General features: G+C 49.9%; 19 protein-coding genes and 1 pseudogene. 8 read left to right on the top strand and 12 right to left on the bottom strand.

Annotated features, from left to right (window positions below):
• Positions 1-2: 2 nt before the first annotated feature.
• Positions 3-1,022 (bottom strand): phage major capsid protein, P2 family, encoded by a 1,020-nt coding sequence (locus tag B5D35_RS07575; protein ID WP_078751986.1) that lies wholly within the window; start codon positions 1,020-1,022, stop codon positions 3-5.
• A gap of 12 nt (positions 1,023-1,034) precedes the next feature.
• The gene (locus B5D35_RS07580) at positions 1,035-1,949 is read right to left on the bottom strand and encodes a GPO family capsid scaffolding protein (protein ID WP_078751987.1); all 915 of its coding nucleotides are present in this window, start codon (positions 1,947-1,949) and stop codon (positions 1,035-1,037) included.
• A gap of 185 nt (positions 1,950-2,134) precedes the next feature.
• Here B5D35_RS07580 and B5D35_RS07585 point away from each other — a divergent pair, with 185 nt between their 5' ends.
• Together B5D35_RS07585 and B5D35_RS07590 are read left to right on the top strand one after the other, a co-directional pair.
• Positions 2,135-3,922: a terminase large subunit domain-containing protein gene (locus tag B5D35_RS07585; RefSeq protein ID WP_078751988.1), complete on the top strand. Its 1,788-nt coding sequence runs from the start codon at positions 2,135-2,137 to the stop codon at positions 3,920-3,922.
• 2 nt (positions 3,923-3,924) lie between these two features.
• Positions 3,925-4,968, top strand: a complete 1,044-nt coding sequence (locus B5D35_RS07590) for a phage portal protein (protein ID WP_078751989.1) — start codon at positions 3,925-3,927, stop codon at positions 4,966-4,968.
• A 30-nt stretch (positions 4,969-4,998) separates the two neighbouring features.
• On the opposite strand, the gene B5D35_RS07595 is transcribed toward B5D35_RS07590, so the two are convergent.
• Positions 4,999-5,373: a hypothetical protein gene (locus B5D35_RS07595; RefSeq protein WP_078751990.1), complete on the bottom strand. Its 375-nt coding sequence runs from the start codon at positions 5,371-5,373 to the stop codon at positions 4,999-5,001.
• 172 nt (positions 5,374-5,545) lie between these two features.
• On the opposite strand from B5D35_RS07595, the gene B5D35_RS07600 reads away from it, so the two are divergent.
• The gene (locus tag B5D35_RS07600; protein ID WP_078751991.1) at positions 5,546-5,995 is read left to right on the top strand and encodes an ogr/Delta-like zinc finger family protein; all 450 of its coding nucleotides are present in this window, start codon (positions 5,546-5,548) and stop codon (positions 5,993-5,995) included.
• Here B5D35_RS07600 and B5D35_RS24275 read toward each other — a convergent pair.
• On the bottom strand, positions 5,946-6,113 hold the full coding sequence (locus tag B5D35_RS24275) for a hypothetical protein (RefSeq protein ID WP_157828341.1): 168 nt from the start codon (positions 6,111-6,113) through the stop codon (positions 5,946-5,948). The genes B5D35_RS07600 and B5D35_RS24275 overlap by 50 nt on opposite strands.
• Positions 6,114-6,413: 300 nt before the next feature.
• Here B5D35_RS24275 and B5D35_RS07605 point away from each other — a divergent pair.
• Positions 6,414-6,940: pseudogene (locus tag B5D35_RS07605) on the top strand (IS21 family transposase); the annotation flags it as partial.
• A 36-nt stretch (positions 6,941-6,976) separates the two neighbouring features.
• Here the strand turns inward: B5D35_RS07605 and B5D35_RS24535 are convergent.
• The 6 genes from B5D35_RS24535 to B5D35_RS07635 form a co-directional block, all read right to left on the bottom strand.
• Positions 6,977-9,727: a replication endonuclease gene (locus tag B5D35_RS24535; RefSeq protein ID WP_078751992.1), complete on the bottom strand. Its 2,751-nt coding sequence runs from the start codon at positions 9,725-9,727 to the stop codon at positions 6,977-6,979.
• Positions 9,724-9,951 (bottom strand): hypothetical protein, encoded by a 228-nt coding sequence (locus tag B5D35_RS07615; protein WP_078751993.1) that lies wholly within the window; start codon positions 9,949-9,951, stop codon positions 9,724-9,726. Before B5D35_RS07615 ends, B5D35_RS24535 begins: the two co-directional genes overlap by 4 nt.
• Positions 9,948-10,232, bottom strand: coding sequence for a hypothetical protein (locus B5D35_RS07620; RefSeq protein ID WP_078751994.1), 285 nt, complete (start codon positions 10,230-10,232; stop codon positions 9,948-9,950). The genes B5D35_RS07615 and B5D35_RS07620 overlap by 4 nt, the downstream gene beginning before the upstream one ends.
• Before the next feature lie 61 nt (positions 10,233-10,293).
• Positions 10,294-10,665: a hypothetical protein gene (locus B5D35_RS07625; RefSeq protein ID WP_078751995.1), complete on the bottom strand. Its 372-nt coding sequence runs from the start codon at positions 10,663-10,665 to the stop codon at positions 10,294-10,296.
• Positions 10,666-10,677: 12 nt separating this feature from the next.
• Positions 10,678-11,220: a phage regulatory CII family protein gene (locus B5D35_RS07630; RefSeq protein WP_078751996.1), complete on the bottom strand. Its 543-nt coding sequence runs from the start codon at positions 11,218-11,220 to the stop codon at positions 10,678-10,680.
• Between the two features lie 109 nt (positions 11,221-11,329).
• Positions 11,330-11,530 carry a Rha family transcriptional regulator gene (locus B5D35_RS07635; protein WP_078751997.1) on the bottom strand — a complete coding sequence of 67 codons (201 nt, stop codon included), beginning with the start codon at positions 11,528-11,530 and terminating at the stop codon, positions 11,330-11,332.
• A 92-nt stretch (positions 11,531-11,622) separates the two neighbouring features.
• Here B5D35_RS07635 and B5D35_RS07640 point away from each other — a divergent pair, with 92 nt between their 5' ends.
• The 4 genes from B5D35_RS07640 to hemE all read left to right on the top strand — a co-directional run bounded on the left by B5D35_RS07640 (position 11,623) and on the right by hemE (position 15,240).
• A complete protein-coding gene (locus tag B5D35_RS07640; protein ID WP_244556531.1) occupies positions 11,623-12,225 on the top strand; it encodes a phage repressor protein CI in 603 nt (200 codons plus the stop codon).
• A 34-nt stretch (positions 12,226-12,259) separates the two neighbouring features.
• Complete coding sequence (locus tag B5D35_RS07645) at positions 12,260-12,760, top strand: SHOCT domain-containing protein (protein ID WP_078751998.1); 501 nt, start codon at positions 12,260-12,262, stop codon at positions 12,758-12,760.
• A gap of 2 nt (positions 12,761-12,762) precedes the next feature.
• Positions 12,763-13,803 (top strand): phage integrase, encoded by a 1,041-nt coding sequence (locus tag B5D35_RS07650; protein ID WP_078751999.1) that lies wholly within the window; start codon positions 12,763-12,765, stop codon positions 13,801-13,803.
• 372 nt (positions 13,804-14,175) lie between these two features.
• Positions 14,176-15,240, top strand: coding sequence for a uroporphyrinogen decarboxylase (hemE, locus tag B5D35_RS07655; RefSeq protein ID WP_078752000.1), 1,065 nt, complete (start codon positions 14,176-14,178; stop codon positions 15,238-15,240).
• Positions 15,241-15,603: 363 nt separating this feature from the next.
• On the opposite strand, the gene B5D35_RS07660 is transcribed toward hemE, so the two are convergent.
• Both B5D35_RS07660 and B5D35_RS07665 read right to left on the bottom strand, forming a co-directional pair.
• The gene (locus tag B5D35_RS07660; RefSeq protein WP_078752001.1) at positions 15,604-16,188 is read right to left on the bottom strand and encodes a uracil-DNA glycosylase family protein; all 585 of its coding nucleotides are present in this window, start codon (positions 16,186-16,188) and stop codon (positions 15,604-15,606) included.
• Complete coding sequence (locus B5D35_RS07665) at positions 16,188-17,093, bottom strand: D-2-hydroxyacid dehydrogenase (protein WP_078752002.1); 906 nt, start codon at positions 17,091-17,093, stop codon at positions 16,188-16,190. Before B5D35_RS07665 ends, B5D35_RS07660 begins: the two co-directional genes overlap by 1 nt.
• Positions 17,094-17,115 lie beyond the last annotated feature (22 nt).

Below are 17,115 nucleotides of genomic sequence, written 5' to 3' on the forward strand. Positions count from 1 at the left end.
TCTTATGCTTCCGGTGTTGGGTCAGTGCCGAAATTCACTGCGGCTTCGTCAATTGCGCCGTAAGCGTCGTAATCGCCTACTGCGTAACCTTCCCAGCGCAGGTACTTGTTTTCGTGCTGCTTGCGGTCTTCCACGTGCTCTTCCTTGCGGTGGCGTGTGCCTTTCTGCGTCAGAATTTGCAGGTTGGAAAGTAGTGTCACCACCATGCGTTTACCCGGCATAAATGGCGGCACAATGGCAGGACGGCCAGCGATGGAGTATGGCAGTTGTTGCGCGTGCTTTTTCTCGCTAGGGGTGGTTGCTTCGTCGTAAAGACGGGCAGATTCATACGCCACCAAATCAGCACCCACCAACACCACCAAGCGCGGGTCGTTTCGGTAAGCAGGTTGAATCTTGGTGTTGATGATGTCAGCGGCCATGGCATCCAGCGTTTTGTAATCACCGCCGCCTGCTGCATCCAGATACACAGGCTCAGTGATCACTTGCTCTGGCGCATCAGTCAGCACCCATTTGTGCCAACCAATATTCACATCTTCGCCGTTAGGGTTTTCGGCTGGCTTGGTGGTCGTAGCAACAGATTTACCGTTGAAACCAACTCGCAGCATATCCAGTGCAAAGCGAATAGTGGCGTTTTCGTTCATCAGGCGCATAAACTCACCCGCTGAACCCGCGTTAGCCCAAACAGACAAGGTTTCCCATGTGACCACCGCGCAAGAGTCGGTTTCTTCGAGTTTGTACTCGTGGCCGTCTACATCTTGGCTGCTGGTATGGCGTCCGCCTGCTTTTCGGCCTGTAGCAAGACCTGTTGAACCCACATTGATGACCTGACCAGATTTATGATCAACGTCCATCAGTGAAATGCGCTTCAGAAATTCTGCTGAATCCAGAAGGGCTTTTTTAAGCTTGGTTTCCTTCGGGCCAGTCACCGCAAAAAGCTTGCTGCTGTCTGCGATTTCAAAAGCAGTCGCCAGATTTGCGCTGTACTGACCAAGGTACTTACGTGCGCTTTCATTCAGTTGCATGTAGGTAGCTCCTTAAACCAGATCAGCGCTGAAATTGTCGTCCGCACCTTCACCCGCTGGGCGTTGGTTTGGCGCTTCTTCCAACAGTTTGTTGAATTGGGTTTCCAAGCCGTTCAGCTTGTCTGCCAGTGGTTTGATCACGTCGCTCAGTGCTGCGCTAAATTGCTCAACAGTTGGCGCGGTCACGTCGCCGCCTTTGTCACCTTCGGGCGTTTCTTCGCTGTCGCCTGTTGGTGCTGGCGCGTTGAATTTCTGCTCGATGGCGTCGAGGCGTGTGGAGAACGGTTGCAATGCGCCTTGGAGCAATGCTTCGAGTTCTTCTTTCTTCACGTCGATTTCCTCGGGTTGTGGTGTGGTGTCAGTCGGTAGTTCGGCGCTGAACTGCGGCAAATACTTTGCAATGCCTGCTGCCAGTGCTTTGAAGAAGCCAGCGGCTTCGTGTTCTTCCTGTTCGGTGTCGGCCTGTAGGAAAAGAAGCGGCTCCAACTGGCTGTATTCGCGTTCGCAGTCTTTGCCGCCCATGGAAAACTTGAGGCGGGTGGTGCCTGAACTCGCTGGGGAGTCGGTCACTGCAAGGCCCATCAGGTAACACTTGCCAGTGCCGCGATAATCCAAATTTGGTTCGATAGAGGTAAACAGCTTTTGGCCGTCTTTGTTGGCTTCAATGAGGTAATGATTCGCAGTGATTTTGGCGAACAGGCGCAGTTTTCCGCCTTTCTTCTCTGCCTTCACTTCATCCACTGTTCCCCAGTTTTTACCTTCAAAGGATGACCACTGAGAACGGTAATGTTCAGGCCAAATCAGTGCGGTGTATTCTTCTACTGAGTAGCTTTCCGCCATGTCTTTAATCCATGACGCGGTGATGGTGCGACCGTCTACGGTAGCGCCTTCCGTTGCGATGATTACCCAGCCAGATTGCTTGCTCATTCGGTTACATGTCCCTGCTCTCGTGAATCGTTTTCGCCAAATGCGTTCGAATTTACGGGCAAGTTACTGCGTTAAAGGCGGGCTTTCATCTGGTTCCATTCCTAGAAATTCGGATATAGGCGAAATCCGAATTCTTCCGAATTTCACTTGGATTTTCAGGCCGTTTAAATGCGTAAACTGCGCTCATGGCTTACTCACCTGAAATCAGAGAGGCGGCAAAACGCCTCTATTTGCGACGCTACACGCCGCAAGAAATTGCAGATGAATTGGCGCTGCCGAATAACCGCATTGTTTACCACTGGGCGGATAAATACGGCTGGCGTGATTTGCTGCGTGAAGAAGAAGTGGATGAGGCGATCAACCGCCGCATTATTCTGTTAACCAACCAAGCAGAAAAAACGCCTGCCCAGTTGAAAGAGCTGGAAATGCTGATTGGTCAGCACGTTAAGTTAAAACACCAACGCGCAAAGACCGCCAGCAAGCCGCCAGCGAATGAAAGCAACAGCGGCAACCCAACGACACCGGAAAGAAGCAACAACCGCTCAGAACGCAGCAGCGGCGAGAAAAAGCCGAAAGGGAAGAAAAGAAAGAATGATGTTAGCGAGATTACTGCTGATGATTTCGCTGAACTGCACGCCAGTTTCTTCAAATACCAGCTTACGATGCGCGAAAACCTGCACCAGCGTATTCGTAACATTCTTAAATCACGCCAGATTGGTGCGACTTACTACTTTGCCTGTGAAGCGCTGGAAAATGCGATACTCACCGGAGACAACCAAGTATTCCTTTCTGCATCCCGCGCCCAAGCCGAGATTTTCCGCACCTACATTGTAAAGATTGCGCGTGAGTTCCTTGGCATTGAACTGACAGGCAACCCGATCATTTTAAGCACTGGCGCTGAACTTCGTTTTTGTTCGACCAACAGCAAAACCGCGCAGGGCTTCCACGGCCATGTTTATGTCGATGAATACTTCTGGATTCCGAAGTTTGACGAACTGAACAAGCTGGCGTCAGCCATGGCGACGCATAAGAAGTGGCGCAAAACCTACTTTTCCACCCCTTCCAGCAAAACGCACCAGGCATACCCATTTTGGACGGGCGACACCTGGCGCGGCAGTTCCAAGACCCGCGAAAACGTCGAGTTCCCGAAATTCGACGAATTCCGCAAGGGCGGCGCACTCTGCCCGGATAAACACTGGCGCTATGTTGTCACCATTGAAGATGCCGCAGCGGGCGGTTGTGACCTGTTTGATATTGACGAACTGCGCGAAGAATACAGCAAGGCCGATTTTGCCAACCTGTTCATGTGCGTGTTTGTCGATGGCAACGCCAGCGTGTTTGCATTCAGCAAACTGGAAAAATGCATGGTGGACGCCAGCAAATGGAAAGACTTCAAACCCAACACGGCGCGGCCTTATGCCAACCAAGAAGTGTGGCTGGGTTATGACCCAAGCCGATCACGCGATAACGCCTGCTTGGTGATTGTCGCGCCACCGAAAACTAATGCCGAGCTTTTCCGCGTGCTCGAAAAGCACTATTGGAAAGGGCTCAATTTCCAGTATCAGGCCAGCCAGATAGACGACGCCTTTAACCGCTATAACGTGACTTACATTGGCATTGACACCACAGGCATTGGCGCGGGTGTGTGGGATTTGGTGAGCACCAAACACCCCCGCGAAGCCCACGCCATTCACTACAGCAACGAAAACAAAAACCGCCTCGTGCTGAAAATGATTGATGTGATAGACGCAGGCCGCGTGCAGTGGGATGCCGAACACAAAGACATTGCCATGGCATTTATGGCGATCAAACGCGTTGCCAGCAACAGCGGCAACATGATGACCTTCAAAGCCGAGCGAAGCGAAACCACCGGACACGCAGACGCATTCTGGGCGCTTTCTCATGCGCTGATAAATGAACCGCTTAATACCGATGAAGCGCAGCGCGGTTCCTCATACACCTTTGGGAAATAACCATGACCGAGCAACTAACCCGACCCGCCGCCAATGATGACACCACCGAAGTGAAGGAACCGGCCAGTGCATACAGCTTCAGTTCCAGTTTCGAAACGGCAGATTCCAGCAGTTGGCTAACGGATTACAGCGAACTGTTTTACAACGACACTGAAGACTACTGGGAACCACCCATTAACCCAGAAGGGCTGGCGCAACTGGCGAACGCCAACGCCTACCACGGCAGCTTGTTGATCGCCCGTTCCAACTACGTGGCGGGCCGTTTCAAAGGCGGTGGCAATATTCGCCGCCACCTGTTCCAGCGATTCACGCGGGACTATACCCAATTCGGCCACGGTGCCTTGCTGAAACTTCGGGATCGCCTTGGCCGTGTGATTGGCCTGTTTCCGCTGCCGTCCATGTATGTGCGAAAACGTCGCAATGGTGATGTGTGGGTGTTGGAGCGAGACGACAACAAACGCCTGTACAAAGCCAAAGACGTGATTTGGCTGGCGCAGTATGACCCGAAACAGCAGGTGTATGGCCTACCGGATTACGTGGGCGGGTTGCAATCTTCCCTGCTGAACAAAGACGCCACGTTATTCCGCCGCCGCTACTACAAGAACGGCGCACACATGGGTTTCATTTTCTACAGCACAGACCCCAAGTTGAAAGATGAAGATGAAAAGATGATGAAAGAAGCCATTGCCAGTTCCAAAGGCGTGGGCAACTTCCGCAGCATGTACATCAACATTCCCAACGGGCATGAAAAAGGTATTCAACTGATTCCGGTGGGCGACATTGCCACCAAAGATGAATTTGAACGCATTAAGAACATCACCGCGCAAGACATTCTGGTGAGCCACCGATTCCCACCGGGCAAAGGCGGCATAGTGCCAACCAATACCGCTGGCTTTGGCGACCCTGAAAAAGTGGGCCGCGAATACCTGCGTGATGAAATTATTCCGGTGTGTGAACTGATGATGGATGAGATCAACCATGACCCTGAAATTATCAACCGCAGTGATTTGAAAGTGACGTTTGAACTAACCCTGCCAACCGCTTAAAAAGAAAATGCCCGCAATAGCGGGCTTTTTTTATGCTTGTAAAGGCCAATCGTAAGAAATACTCGCAAAAACGTCCTTGTTAGGACAATTGACAATCTCTCCTTCAGCTTTAACACCCTTTTCTTTAAGCACTGATATGGCCGCTTCCATTTCTGCACGAAGTATTTGTTCACTTTCACAAATATCGAATTTTGTACGTGCTGGCGTTTTCCCTCTCGGTCCGTCTGGAGATGGGAACATCCTATTTTGAGTATGCAGTGCTACCCAGCCAAGGCTATCTACCTTCTTGATGTGGTAAAATACACCTTCGAAATTAGCCAATTCTTCGCGCAACACCTGTCCTTTATCAATAGCGTAAATTTTTTGTCGGCACTCACCATTTGCATCAATCAAATAAACTTTCACAGCATCACATGTGTCCGCACATTTCTCCTATTACATTAAAAACCGAGTGCATATCAACTATGTTTTGAGTTTCGATACACAGAAGACATGACAGAATTAGACGGGTGCTGTACAAATAACCAGCACTTAATTACTATCGTTTGGTCGGTCAGTAAGTTAGGGGAAGGTTTTCATGCGTGTGGATTGTTCATGCGGTGCGCAAGCTGTGGTGAGCCGCAGCGAGAGAGACAGCACAGACTCAAATATCACAAACTTGTATTGCTCATGCACAAACCCTGAATGCGGCCATACGTTTGTTGCCAGTCTGAGTTTTAGGCATTCTTTAAGTTTTCCAGCCAGCGTTCCCGCTGGCTTGTCTTTGCAACCGTATGTGGAAGGAAAACGCATTTATTGTGGTTGCGGTGAAAGGGCGATCATTCAAAAAACTAACCGACTTTCCAACACAGTAAGCGATTTATATTGCCAGTGTTCTGGCTGTGGCCACCGCTTCGTGATGTGTCGCGCTCATGCCTACACCCTTTCACCTTCAGCACTCACCACCAACGAATTGGCAATGGCGCTGATTCGCTCTGTTACGCCATCTGTTCGCCAAACGCTTCAACAACAACTGGCGCTGTTTTAGCGTCGGCCTCCACTAAGCCAATTAAATAGTCTAACACCGCGTTCTCTTCTGGGTTCGCGGTGTTTTCTGATGCGCGGTTTTCAAGCCATATGAGGGCTTGTTGGTATTGAACATTCACTTTTTTATTATCCCTAACCACTGTACATACATACAGTATATTTTGACGTTTATTATATTGTCGAGACATGCTGCATATTTCGGAGCATTCCGATCAGTCATTTCGGGATTATCCGATCACCCATTTCGGTTTAAACCGATCACCGATTCCGCGATTATCCGATCACTTTTAGCCTCACTCCGAAATCGGTGATCGGAATAGCGAAAACCGCGATCGGAATGCCGAAATCCTTCCTTTTTCTCTTTTAAATCAATAGCTCGCTATTCTTTACCTCTTACACAAGATGGGAAGGAAGCGACAATGGCAAAAAAGAGAACTCCAATGAACAAAATCAAAGAGGTATTACGCCTTAAGTACGACTGCGGTCTCTCAAATCGCAGTATCGCTTCTTGCCTTAAACTCGGCCCTTCAACCATCTCGGAACTCCTGACTCGCTTTAAACAAAGCCAACTTGGCTGGCCTCTGCCCGAAGGTTGCAGCGATACCGCTCTCATTCAAGCGCTGTATCACAGCAAGAAAGCCAGTCGCGATAAAGTCATGCCAGACTTCACGCAATACGCTGTCGAGCTCAGACGTAAGGGCATGACCAAGATGTTGTTGTGGCAGGAATATCATGAGCAATATCAGAGCAAGCCTACGCTTACACTCAGTTCTGCGAGCACTTCACGCGTTGGTTCAAAACCCAAAAGCGCAGCATGCGCCAACTACATGTTGCAGGTGATAAGCTGTTTATCGATTACTGTGGGCCTCGGCTTCAGGTGGTCAACCCTGACACAGGTGAAGTGCGCGAAGCAGAAGTGTTCGTGGCGACCTTAGGTGCGTCCAATTAGTTTTCAGTTTTCATGCGGACTGCTCCTTTCCCATTAAATCAGCGGCCATTCTTCGTCATCCCAGTAGGTTGGCGGGATGCGTGAAAGGTCGGGTTGTGTGTTTTTCGGTGCTTTTGGTGGTGCGCTTTCCGGTTTTCCGAAGTTGAGGAAATCGTCTAGCGCATCATCGAACGCTTTTTGTTCGCGCTGTTTGCGGCCATCGTCTTCCGCAATGAGTTGTGGCGGTCGTTGGATGGTGATGTATTGGCCGTTTTCGTCTAATACCTGTTCGGTCACTTGGCGAATGCGCAATGTTCTGCCGTCGCCAACGTTAACGCGGGAGCCTTTCAGCATGGCTTCGAGCGCATCTTCGCCAATTTCCCAGCCTTCGCGGTATAAGTGACCAAATTGCTCGTTAATTCCTACGCAGACGGGGTGCGTACAGTTATTGACAGAACTCCGAGAGGCGGCAGAGCCGCCAGAAAGAGCAAGAGCTTCCGCTGTCGCGTCTGACTTTTTGCGGATTTCCCAAACCTTGGTGCGCGTTTTCACGCTTTCACCGTCTGCGACAAAGCCAATGATTTTCGACACGGCGTAACCGTAGGCAGAACCAAACGGCGTCACTTCGTAATCGTTGCGGATTTGCAGTTCGTCACGCGATACAAACGGGCCACCTTGCCCCATCACGTAGCCTTTCCAGTCGCCTTGGTCGGCGGCTTTCAATGTTTCTGTTACGCCTTTGCTGTCTGTCTTTGGAATGTAGGTATTCATCAGACGGGCAAACAGGTCTTTGGTGTTTATATTCAGGTGCTTCACGGCCACTGCATTCAGGCGCGGGCCAACAAAGCTTTGTGAGTAGCTTTCTTCCAACAACTTGATCAGATCGCTGCGTTCTTGTTGTGCCAGGTAGTTGCCAAACTCCATTTTGTTGGCGTTGGCATAACGGCGCAGTTCGCGGTATGTGGTCACAGGTGCGCCACCAAAGAATTGAAACTGGCGGATGTTCCAGCGGGTTTTCCAAGCGGTGACGGCTTTTGCTGTGTCTTTCACGTCTTTGCCTGTTTCGTCGTCTTTCTCGCCGTCCATCGCGTAACCGTCAATGTTCTTGGAAATGTACTTGGCGATATAGCCGGTTGCGGTGCCTTTGGCTGGGTCGATGAATTTCACATCGCAACGCGCTGAATAATCCACGTTGAAATCTGTCAGCGCTGGCGCTTCGGTGAATGGATATGGCATCACACCTGCTGGCACTTCTACCACTGGGCGCAGGTTCGCCACGCCTTTCAGTTTGCTGGTAAAGCGGTGGTCTAGCATTTTCGGCACGGTAAAGCCGCTGTTTGGCGCTACCTGTGGCATTGGCACGCCTGCATATTGCACTGGGTAAAAGAGGCGCTTTTGGGTGAACAGTTCGTGCATGTCTTCTTGAATGGCGTATTCAATAAACACTTTGGTGATGCGGAAAACGTCTTCCGGCTTTGCCCAAAGCAACATGTGCCAGTGTGGGGTTGCGTCGTGGTGCGGCTCTGCGGTGCGCACGCCAAACCAACGGATGTCAGCGCGTGCCAGTGCTGCGCGGATTTTCGCCCATGTGCGGTTGAGGTATTGCTGTGCATCACGCGGGCTTGCGCCGCTCCAATGGGGAATGAAGCCGCCTTTCTTGTAGGTGTTGTGGTAACAACTTGGCGCGGTCAGTGTCAGGAACAGGCCTGTTAAACCAAAGTGGCTGGCGATATCTTCGCAACCACGTGTGCGCACCATGAGTTCCATGCGTCGAATGGCAGGGTTTGCCACTGACTTCAATACCATGTCTTTCAGTGAGGCGGTTTCTTCGGTTTCGGCGTCGAACAGTTCCATGGCTTCGATCGCTTCCCAGTTGCGCTTCTTCTGTTCTTCGTATTCGTATTGGCAATCGCGTGAGCAATATGGGCTGGCATTCTTGCTGACTTGGCCCATGGCAATGGCGAGGTGTTCGCGCATGATTTTGCGGGATTTCTTCAAGCGGTTTTCCCACCACTTTTCGTTGGTGGTTGCCAGCAATGCGCATTCGTAATCTTCTACCGTTGGGCGCTTTTTGGTGAGCTGTGGCTTGATGCCGAGGCTTTCCACGAACTTTGCCAACGCTTCATAGGCTTGTTGAGCCACTTCTTTGTGCTTGGTGCCTGATGGCAGGGCGTCGACTTCTGCCAGCATTTTTTCTTGGCAGACGTTCGCCATTTGAAAGGCCATTTCTTTGATTTCGTCGCGGTCGAGCTCGCACAGTAGCTTTTCGCGCTGTGGGCGTTGTGTGGCGGTGGCGAAGTCGAACGGCAGGCGTTCTTGCTGTGGGCCAACAAACACTTTGCCTTGTGCGGCGCGTTTGTCGGCTTCGTTGAGTTTGTCGGCGTAGTCGCCCGCCAGTGCTGCCACTTTCTTCAGGGTTGGCAGTTTGCGGTAACGGTTCATGACCAAGCGAATGCGGCGCTGAAGTTCACCGCCCATTCGTTTGGTAACGAATTCGTTTGCAGCCTTGCGGCCTTTGCTGTTGAAAATGCCAATGTATTTATTGGCAAAGTAGCGCACCAGGTAATCAGGCAGATCGGCAAAGTAAGGTTTGCGCCAGTCGTGGTCGTCTGGGTTCACGTAGTAAAGCTTGCGCTCGGTGACGCTCATTGCCTCCGGTTCGCGGGTGTGTTTTTCCGGTGGCAGGGCAAGGCCGGAAACCTCACGCGCAGGCAAAGCGCCAGCGGCCCACAATTGGGCCAGCTTTTCTGCTTCGTATGCGGCGGCGGTTCCCGGAATCGCCAGTGGGGTTGCAGGGCGGGTCATACTGCGGCGAACTCCTGCGCATCAACCACCATGAAACCACCTTTGTTTTGGCCTTTGAGGATCACGTTATTCACGGCTTTCACGCAGCCAAGCTGCGCCATTGCCTGTTGAATCGCCGTGTCTTTGGATTCGAATTCACCCAGTTGGATGTTCATCACTTCGGCTTTTTCGTTGCGCACGATTTTGCCGTCATGGTTGAGGAATATGGCGAGGAAATTGATCATGCTGCTTGCTCCTGCGGTTTCTTTAGGTCGGCTAATTTCTCGATCAAGCGGTCTTCCATTGCCAGAATGGTTTCTGCGGTGAAGGGTTTGCCGTTGCTTGAATCCAGATAAATGACGGCTTCGGTGCGGGCGTCCAAAATCTCTACCTTTGCGGTTTTGCGACTTGCCCAAACTGACACGTCCACCAAAAAGCGGCGGGGTTGTTGCAGCACTGATTCAGTGCTCAACCAAATCAGTCCATCTATCGCGGTTTTCAGGTCTTTCACTTTTTGTTCTTCCATGGTGTTTGCCTTTCTCAACTGACGAAAAAAGGCCCCGAAGGGCCAAAGGTACTGCTTGCCGTTATCTGAAATCTGAAGGTAGGGTTTTTTCGATATGGCCCACGGCGTTGTTAAAGCGGCGAACCACGCTTGAAAACTCTTTCAAGCCACGGCGCACTTTTTCGCGGGTCAGGTCGTCCAGTTCTTTGAAGTTCTTATCTCTAAGTTTGTGGTCTGCGCGTCCAGCCAACAGGATCAGTCCACGCTGTCTTTCATCTAGACCGTTGTATACGAGAGCGATTTGGCTTTGCTTGTGGCCTTTGGTGAATAGCGCTTTTGCAGCAGCGATGCTGTCTTCCGCTGGGCGCGTGTCGGCGTTGGCAGCTTGCTCAATCAAGGCGCGTGCCTGATTGCTGTTGTGCGGCTGGCTGGTTAGTGCAAATGCGTTGCTCATGATGCGTTTTCCTTATGCGATGCCGGGCAGGGGGAAACCCGCTGCGACATCTGCACCTATGGACAGAAGCGGCTGAATCCCTGCGGTTTTGGTTTCGATGGTGTTGATCACAGAAACGAAGTTGCGAATGCCTGCACTCGCAATGTTTCTGATGCGGTCACGCTCGGTACGCGGTAGGCGGCTGCCGTTGGCGTTTTGCAGAACGACTTGCGCCAACTCGCCAGAAAACTGGCTGGCTTTCAGCGCCTTGATTGCCAATGTTTCTTCTGTGTCTGCACCTGTGATTGGCGCACCCACGTAATTGACGCTCTGCAAAACACCCTCAATCAGTTCCGGGCGGCCTGAGCGGTTGGTGATTTCGATAAGTTGTTCAACGGTCAGCTTCGCTTCGGCGTAATCTGGGTTGATGCGCTTGCGGATGGTTCCCGCTGCATAACCCAGTCCACGCTCCAACTGACTGGAAAGGCGAAGCGCGGCAAATGCCTGACAACCTGCTCGCCAACCTTGCGGGACATTCCCACGTGAACCGTCCATTTGATTATTTTGAGTCATCATCAATACTCAATTGAGTGCGTAAGGCAAAAAATGACTGCAAATCCGAAAACTCTGTACCACAAAGGCAGGTTTTTGAATTGCAGTCTTTCATTTGAGTGATTAGCCGAATTCATGCGGCTTGCTCTGCGCTGCGGCGGTAAAGAGCAACAAGGTTGATGAGTGCGGCTGAGTTGCGACCCTTCTTTGGAAGAATCGGTAATTCGCCACTCTGAATCATGCTGTCGATTGCGCGCGGGCTTTGTCCGGTCATTTCGGCGAAGCGTTTTTTTGTTACGAATGGTGCGGGCGGTGCTATTGGGTAAGCGCTCATAGTGGTATCCTTCTCCGTTACTTTGTCTAATTTGGCGTGTATGTGTTCGTTTTAGCGTGCGAGCGTTCAACTTTGAGGATTATTGATCGCATATGAGTTCATTGCAAGCGCAAATACCCGCACCTGCGTACGTTGGTGGGAAACCTTTTATTGAAAGGTTGATGCAGATCACAGGAAAAAACTCACATGGGCAGCTTGCGGACGTAATTGGGGTTCCAAAATCCACAATTTCGACCTGGTCTGAGCGCGGAAACCTCTCTTATGAGATTGTTCTTCGTCTCCATCTTGCTTTGGGGGTTTCTGTTGAGTGGCTTTCTTTTGGCACTGGTGAGCCGTACGAGTCCAATCGAGTATTGGCAACTGAAAGTCTGACGGTTAGCACTTTGAAAAATGGTGAACTTGAGGAAACTGGCAACTTATCTTTGGATGAAAAGACGCTTGAGGTTTACGGACTTCTTGCTGATAGCACATTGGTAATTGAACAGAGTGATACCCGGTTCTTCATTGATAAGAATGAAACCAACCCAACATCAGGCCGCTATTTGATTGATGTGGATGGCAACTTTTCGATTAACCAGATTCAACGTTTGCCAGGCAAGAAACTGGCTGTGGAGTTTAATGGCTCGACACTGACTGTTGATGAAGGCGATATAAAAGTATTAGGCCGTGTCGCCATGAGCATGATTAGGGATTAATCCCAATACAACAATAAAAAATGGAGTCGTTTAAATGAAAGAGTCTAAGCATGTCGTCAAGTTCAAAGATCGCCATTTGCAGAGCGGTGAGTCGGTTCTTGTTTGGGCTGAAGGTTACATCGGGGAAATGATGGGCAAGGGCAAAGACACGCAACACAATGGCGTGTTGATGGTGACTGGCTCTCGCGTAGTTTTCTATCGAAAAGGGCTTCTTGGTGAAGTGCTGGAAACCATTCCACTGAAAGCGATCACTTCTGTGGAGCGCAAATCAACACTTGGTCATCGCGTTTTAAGATTCCACACAAGCCACGATGATTTAACGTTCAAGACTTTTGCTGATAAGGAATTGGAGCAGCGTATTTCTGATGCTGTTGATTCTGGTCGCTATCAAACAGAGCATGCCAAAATTGAGCCCCAGCAATCAGAACCAGATGCGGTTGAGAAACTGAAGAAACTTGCTGAACTTAAAGAAGCAGGTGTGATCACCGAAAGCGAGTTCAACGAGAAGAAAGAAAAGCTGTTAGCTGAAATCTAATTATGTCAGTCCGAAACCTTAAAGACGGCAGTGCTCTGCCTTGGATTTGTGAATGTTACCCGCACGGCTCAAAGGGCAAGCGGGTGCGCAAGCGCTTTGCCACCAAAGGCGAGGCGCTTTCTTTTGAGCGCTTCACTATGGATGCGGCTAACGCTCGCCCATGGATGGGACAAAAGGCAGAATCCCGCAGCTTGAAAGAACTGGCGGATTTATGGTTTCGGCTGCACGGCCAACACTTAACCAGCGGCGCAAAAAGTTTGAAGCGTTTGCATCAGGCCATTGAAGAATTGGGCAACCCGCTGGCGCGTGAATTCACTGCAAAAGAGTTCCTGCACTGGCGATCACTTCGCGTAAACCGATACGCTGCCCAACATGGCAAAGACAAACAAGCCGCAGCAGCCACGCACAATGTTGACCTGGCATTGTTGAAAGGTGTGTTTAATTTCCTGATCAGTGCGGACGAATGGCACTTGCCAAACCCATTGGCGAGCGTGAAGAAACTGGCAAGTGACCAAGCTGAAATGACGTATCTCACTGAAGATGAAATCAGGCTATTACTTGGCAGCTTTGAAAAGGCGACTTATAAGGCGTCATACCTGTTGGTTTGCAAGTTGTGCATGTCAACCGGCGCACGTATTTCCGAGATTGAGAACTTAACCCGATCACAGGTTTCACAGTTCAAGGTCACGTTCACTAAAACCAAAACCAAACAAAACCGAACGGTGCCAATCAGTGAAGATTTGTATTCAGAGCTGATGCGCTACGATGAAGAACACGGCCTGCCAGTTCAACCAGTGCGTAAAATGCTGGAAAAGCGTTTGGCAAAATTGTTCCCACGTTTACCGGACGGCCAGAAAACCCACGTTTTCCGCCATACCTTTGCCAGCCACTTCATGCAACATGGCGGCGACATTCTCACCCTTCAGCGTATTTTGGGCCATGCCAATATCCAAATGACCATGAAATATGCCCACTTCGCGCCAGACCATTTGCAACAAGCTGTAACGTTGAACCCACTGGCAACCATGATCACACCTGATTAACACGCCCCAATCGCCCCCAGTTTGAGTGGCGATAAAATGGCGGTGAACATTGAGAATATACCGTAATATTTGCGTGAATTCGTGTTTTGGTGATTTTGGCCGATTCGCCTCAAGCCCAGTAAACACGCGGCAAAGCCAGTGTTTTCGCGGCTCCAAAAAAAAGCCCGCCGTAGGGGGGCGGGTAAGATGCGATTATGGGTAGTGTCTATTTAGACATTTTATTATTTGTTCTATTTTTTAACATGTGATTAATCTATCAGCAATTTAAGGATGCAATGTGTACCTATATTTATGATCATCTCCACAAAGGACTGCTTTTGTTGCGTTCTGAGGGTGTTACAATAACGCGGAATAAATTTCAGGATGTAGACAATGACAGAACTAAAGAATGATCGTTATTTGCGTGCTTTGCTCAAAGAGCCTGTAGATTACACCCCGGTATGGATGATGCGCCAAGCAGGCCGTTACCTACCAGAATACAAGGCGACCCGTGCGCAAGCTGGCGACTTTATGTCATTGTGCAAAAATGCTGAGCTCGCATGTGAAGTAACGCTTCAGCCTCTGCGTCGTTATGATCTTGATGCCGCTATTCTATTCTCTGATATTCTGACCATCCCAGACGCAATGGGACTAGGCCTTTATTTTGAAACAGGTGAAGGTCCTAAGTTCGAGCGACCAATCACGTGTAAAGCAGACGTTCAAAAAATCGGTTTGCCTGATCCAGAAGGTGAGTTGCAGTATGTGATGAACGCCGTGCGCACCATCCGTAAAGGTTTGGATGGTCAGGTTCCATTGATTGGTTTTTCTGGCAGTCCTTGGACGCTGGCTACTTACATGGTGGAAGGCGGCAGCTCGAAAGCCTTTACCAAAATCAAAAAGATGATGTACGCAGAGCCACAAACCCTGCACCTGCTGCTGGATAAATTGGCAGATAGCGTGATTGAGTATTTGAACGCGCAAATCAAAGCGGGTGCCCAGTCTGTGATGGTATTTGATACATGGGGTGGCGTCCTGACACCGCGTGATTACAATGACTTCTCGCTGCAATACATGCACAAAATCGTGGATGGCCTAATCCGTGAAAATGACGGACGCCGCGTGCCGGTCACCCTGTTCACTAAAAATGCAGGTATGTGGTTGGAGAAAATCGCCGCGACAGGTTGTGATGGTGTGGGTCTAGATTGGACGATCGATATCGCAGACGCAAAACGTCGTATCGGCGACAAAGTGGCACTTCAGGGGAATATGGACCCATCCATGCTGTATGCTTCTCCTGAGCGTATCCGTGAAGAAGTCGCAACGATTCTTGAAGGATTTGGCTCTGGTACTGGACATGTTTTCAACCTTGGCCACGGTATCCATCTGGACGTGCCACCTGAGAATGCAGGTGTCTTCGTTGATGCGGTGCATGAGTTGTCTAAGCCGTATCATAAGTAATCCAAGCGCAAGATTTCGAGGCCGACAAATTGTCGGCCTTTTTTGTTTCTACTGTTTGTTCATGGTTCGTTAGGGAAATTCATCGAAAAGCTGTACGAAAAAAATTCGTTTAAATACATAGTGTTATGGTTTTTACTTTTTTGATGTAAAATATTTGTTCAGGAAAAAGCTGTTTGACGCAAAAAAAGCTGAACGCATTAGAAATATATATGATTTCTGCTTTTTTAAAGAGAATTAGGGCTGATGAGGTTCAGTGGAGAAAAGGCAGATAAAGCTGAACATTAATACTAATTTAAGTTATATCAGTAAGTTATGTTGTTTTGTTTTTGGTGTTTTTAAAAGTGTTCAGGAAAAAGCTGATTGTCATAAGAAAAGCTGATCAATACGCTGGCGTAATTGCGGGATCGTGTCGGTTTCAAACCAAGGGTTCTTTTTTAGCCATAAGTTATTACGCGGTGACGGGTGCGGTAGTGCGAGAAAATCCGCAGCCCAATTCGTATTAGATTTCACGGTTTCGGTCAGGGTTTTCGGTTTGTCTTTTAGGTAGTACCGCTGGGCATAATCCCCAATCAGCAAGGTAAGTTGAATATTGGGAAGATGCGACGCGATGAGCGCATGCCACTTTGGTGCGCACTCGGGTCTAGGTGGTAGATCGCCAGACTTTCCTCTACCCGGATAGCAAAAGCCCATCGGCATAATGGCAACCTGAGCAGGGTCATAAAACCTGTCTTTGTCCATCCATAACCACTCACGCAGACGATCACCACTTGGGTCATTCCAGGGAACCCCAGTTTCATGAACGCGCGTACCGGGTGCCTGACCGATAATCAGCAATTTTGCGGCACTGCTGGCTTGAACGACAGGGCGGGGCCCAAGCGGTAGGTGCGCCTCGCAGTGATTGCAGCGTCGAACGTCTTCAATAAGTATTGTTAGTTCTGTATTAATCATCAGTATCCTAACGAAAAATCCATCACAAAATGCAGCGATTCGCCGTTATGCCAGCGACGATAGTTGCTGGAAAAAATGTCAAACACCTGTTCGGGGAAGCTTTCGGCAGAGATATGCGGCGTAACCGTAATCGAAGGGTGTGGCCAAAATGGGTGTGAGGAAGCCAAAGGTTCTTTGCAAAAGACATCCAGAACAGCATGTCGAATATGACCACCTTCAATAGCGATGAGTAGCCCTTGCTCATCCACCGCGGGGCCGCGCCCAACATTGAAAAGAATAGCGTTTTGGCAAGCGGACAAGGTTTCTTGATTTAAGATACCTTTCGTTTCTGTCGTTGACGGCAAAATGGAAACAACCACATCTGCGTCAGCAAGCGCAGTTTTTATTTCTCTGGTGGTCAGCATCTTGTCAAATCCGGGGATGACGTTTCCAGAGCGATTGACACCAATCGTCTTCATCCCAAAGTGTTTAGCGGTAGAGGCAACATGTGTGCCGATTGAACCTGTGCCTAAGATCACCATGGTTTTCCCAGCTAGTCCCTGATAGGGCGCGGGTGACCAGCGCATTTTCGTCTGCATCGTTCGATAGTGGGGCAAGTGGCGACTCAGCGTTAGAAGCTGTCCAAACACATACTCAGACATTAAGGGCCCAAAGATACCGCGTACGTTCGTCAGTATGTAATCCGTTCGTGGCTTGCTTAGCAATGCATCGGCACCGGCGAAGGTTGACTGCAGCCACTGCAAATGAGTGGCTTGTTCAATTCGTGGCGCAAGCTTCGGAGGGTCAGCTAAGATTATTGTCGCGTCTTGGATGGAATCAGTGAGTACCAGATCTGGCAGCGCAGCCAGCTCTAACAGTGCTCGATATCGCGCTTCATTGATTGAGCAAAGATAGAGTTGGTTCATATCTGTTCCTTTTGCTGACGCA

Origin of the sequence: Enterovibrio nigricans DSM 22720, from assembly GCF_900167155.1 — a bacterium.
Classification (GTDB): domain Bacteria; phylum Pseudomonadota; class Gammaproteobacteria; order Enterobacterales; family Vibrionaceae; genus Enterovibrio; species Enterovibrio nigricans.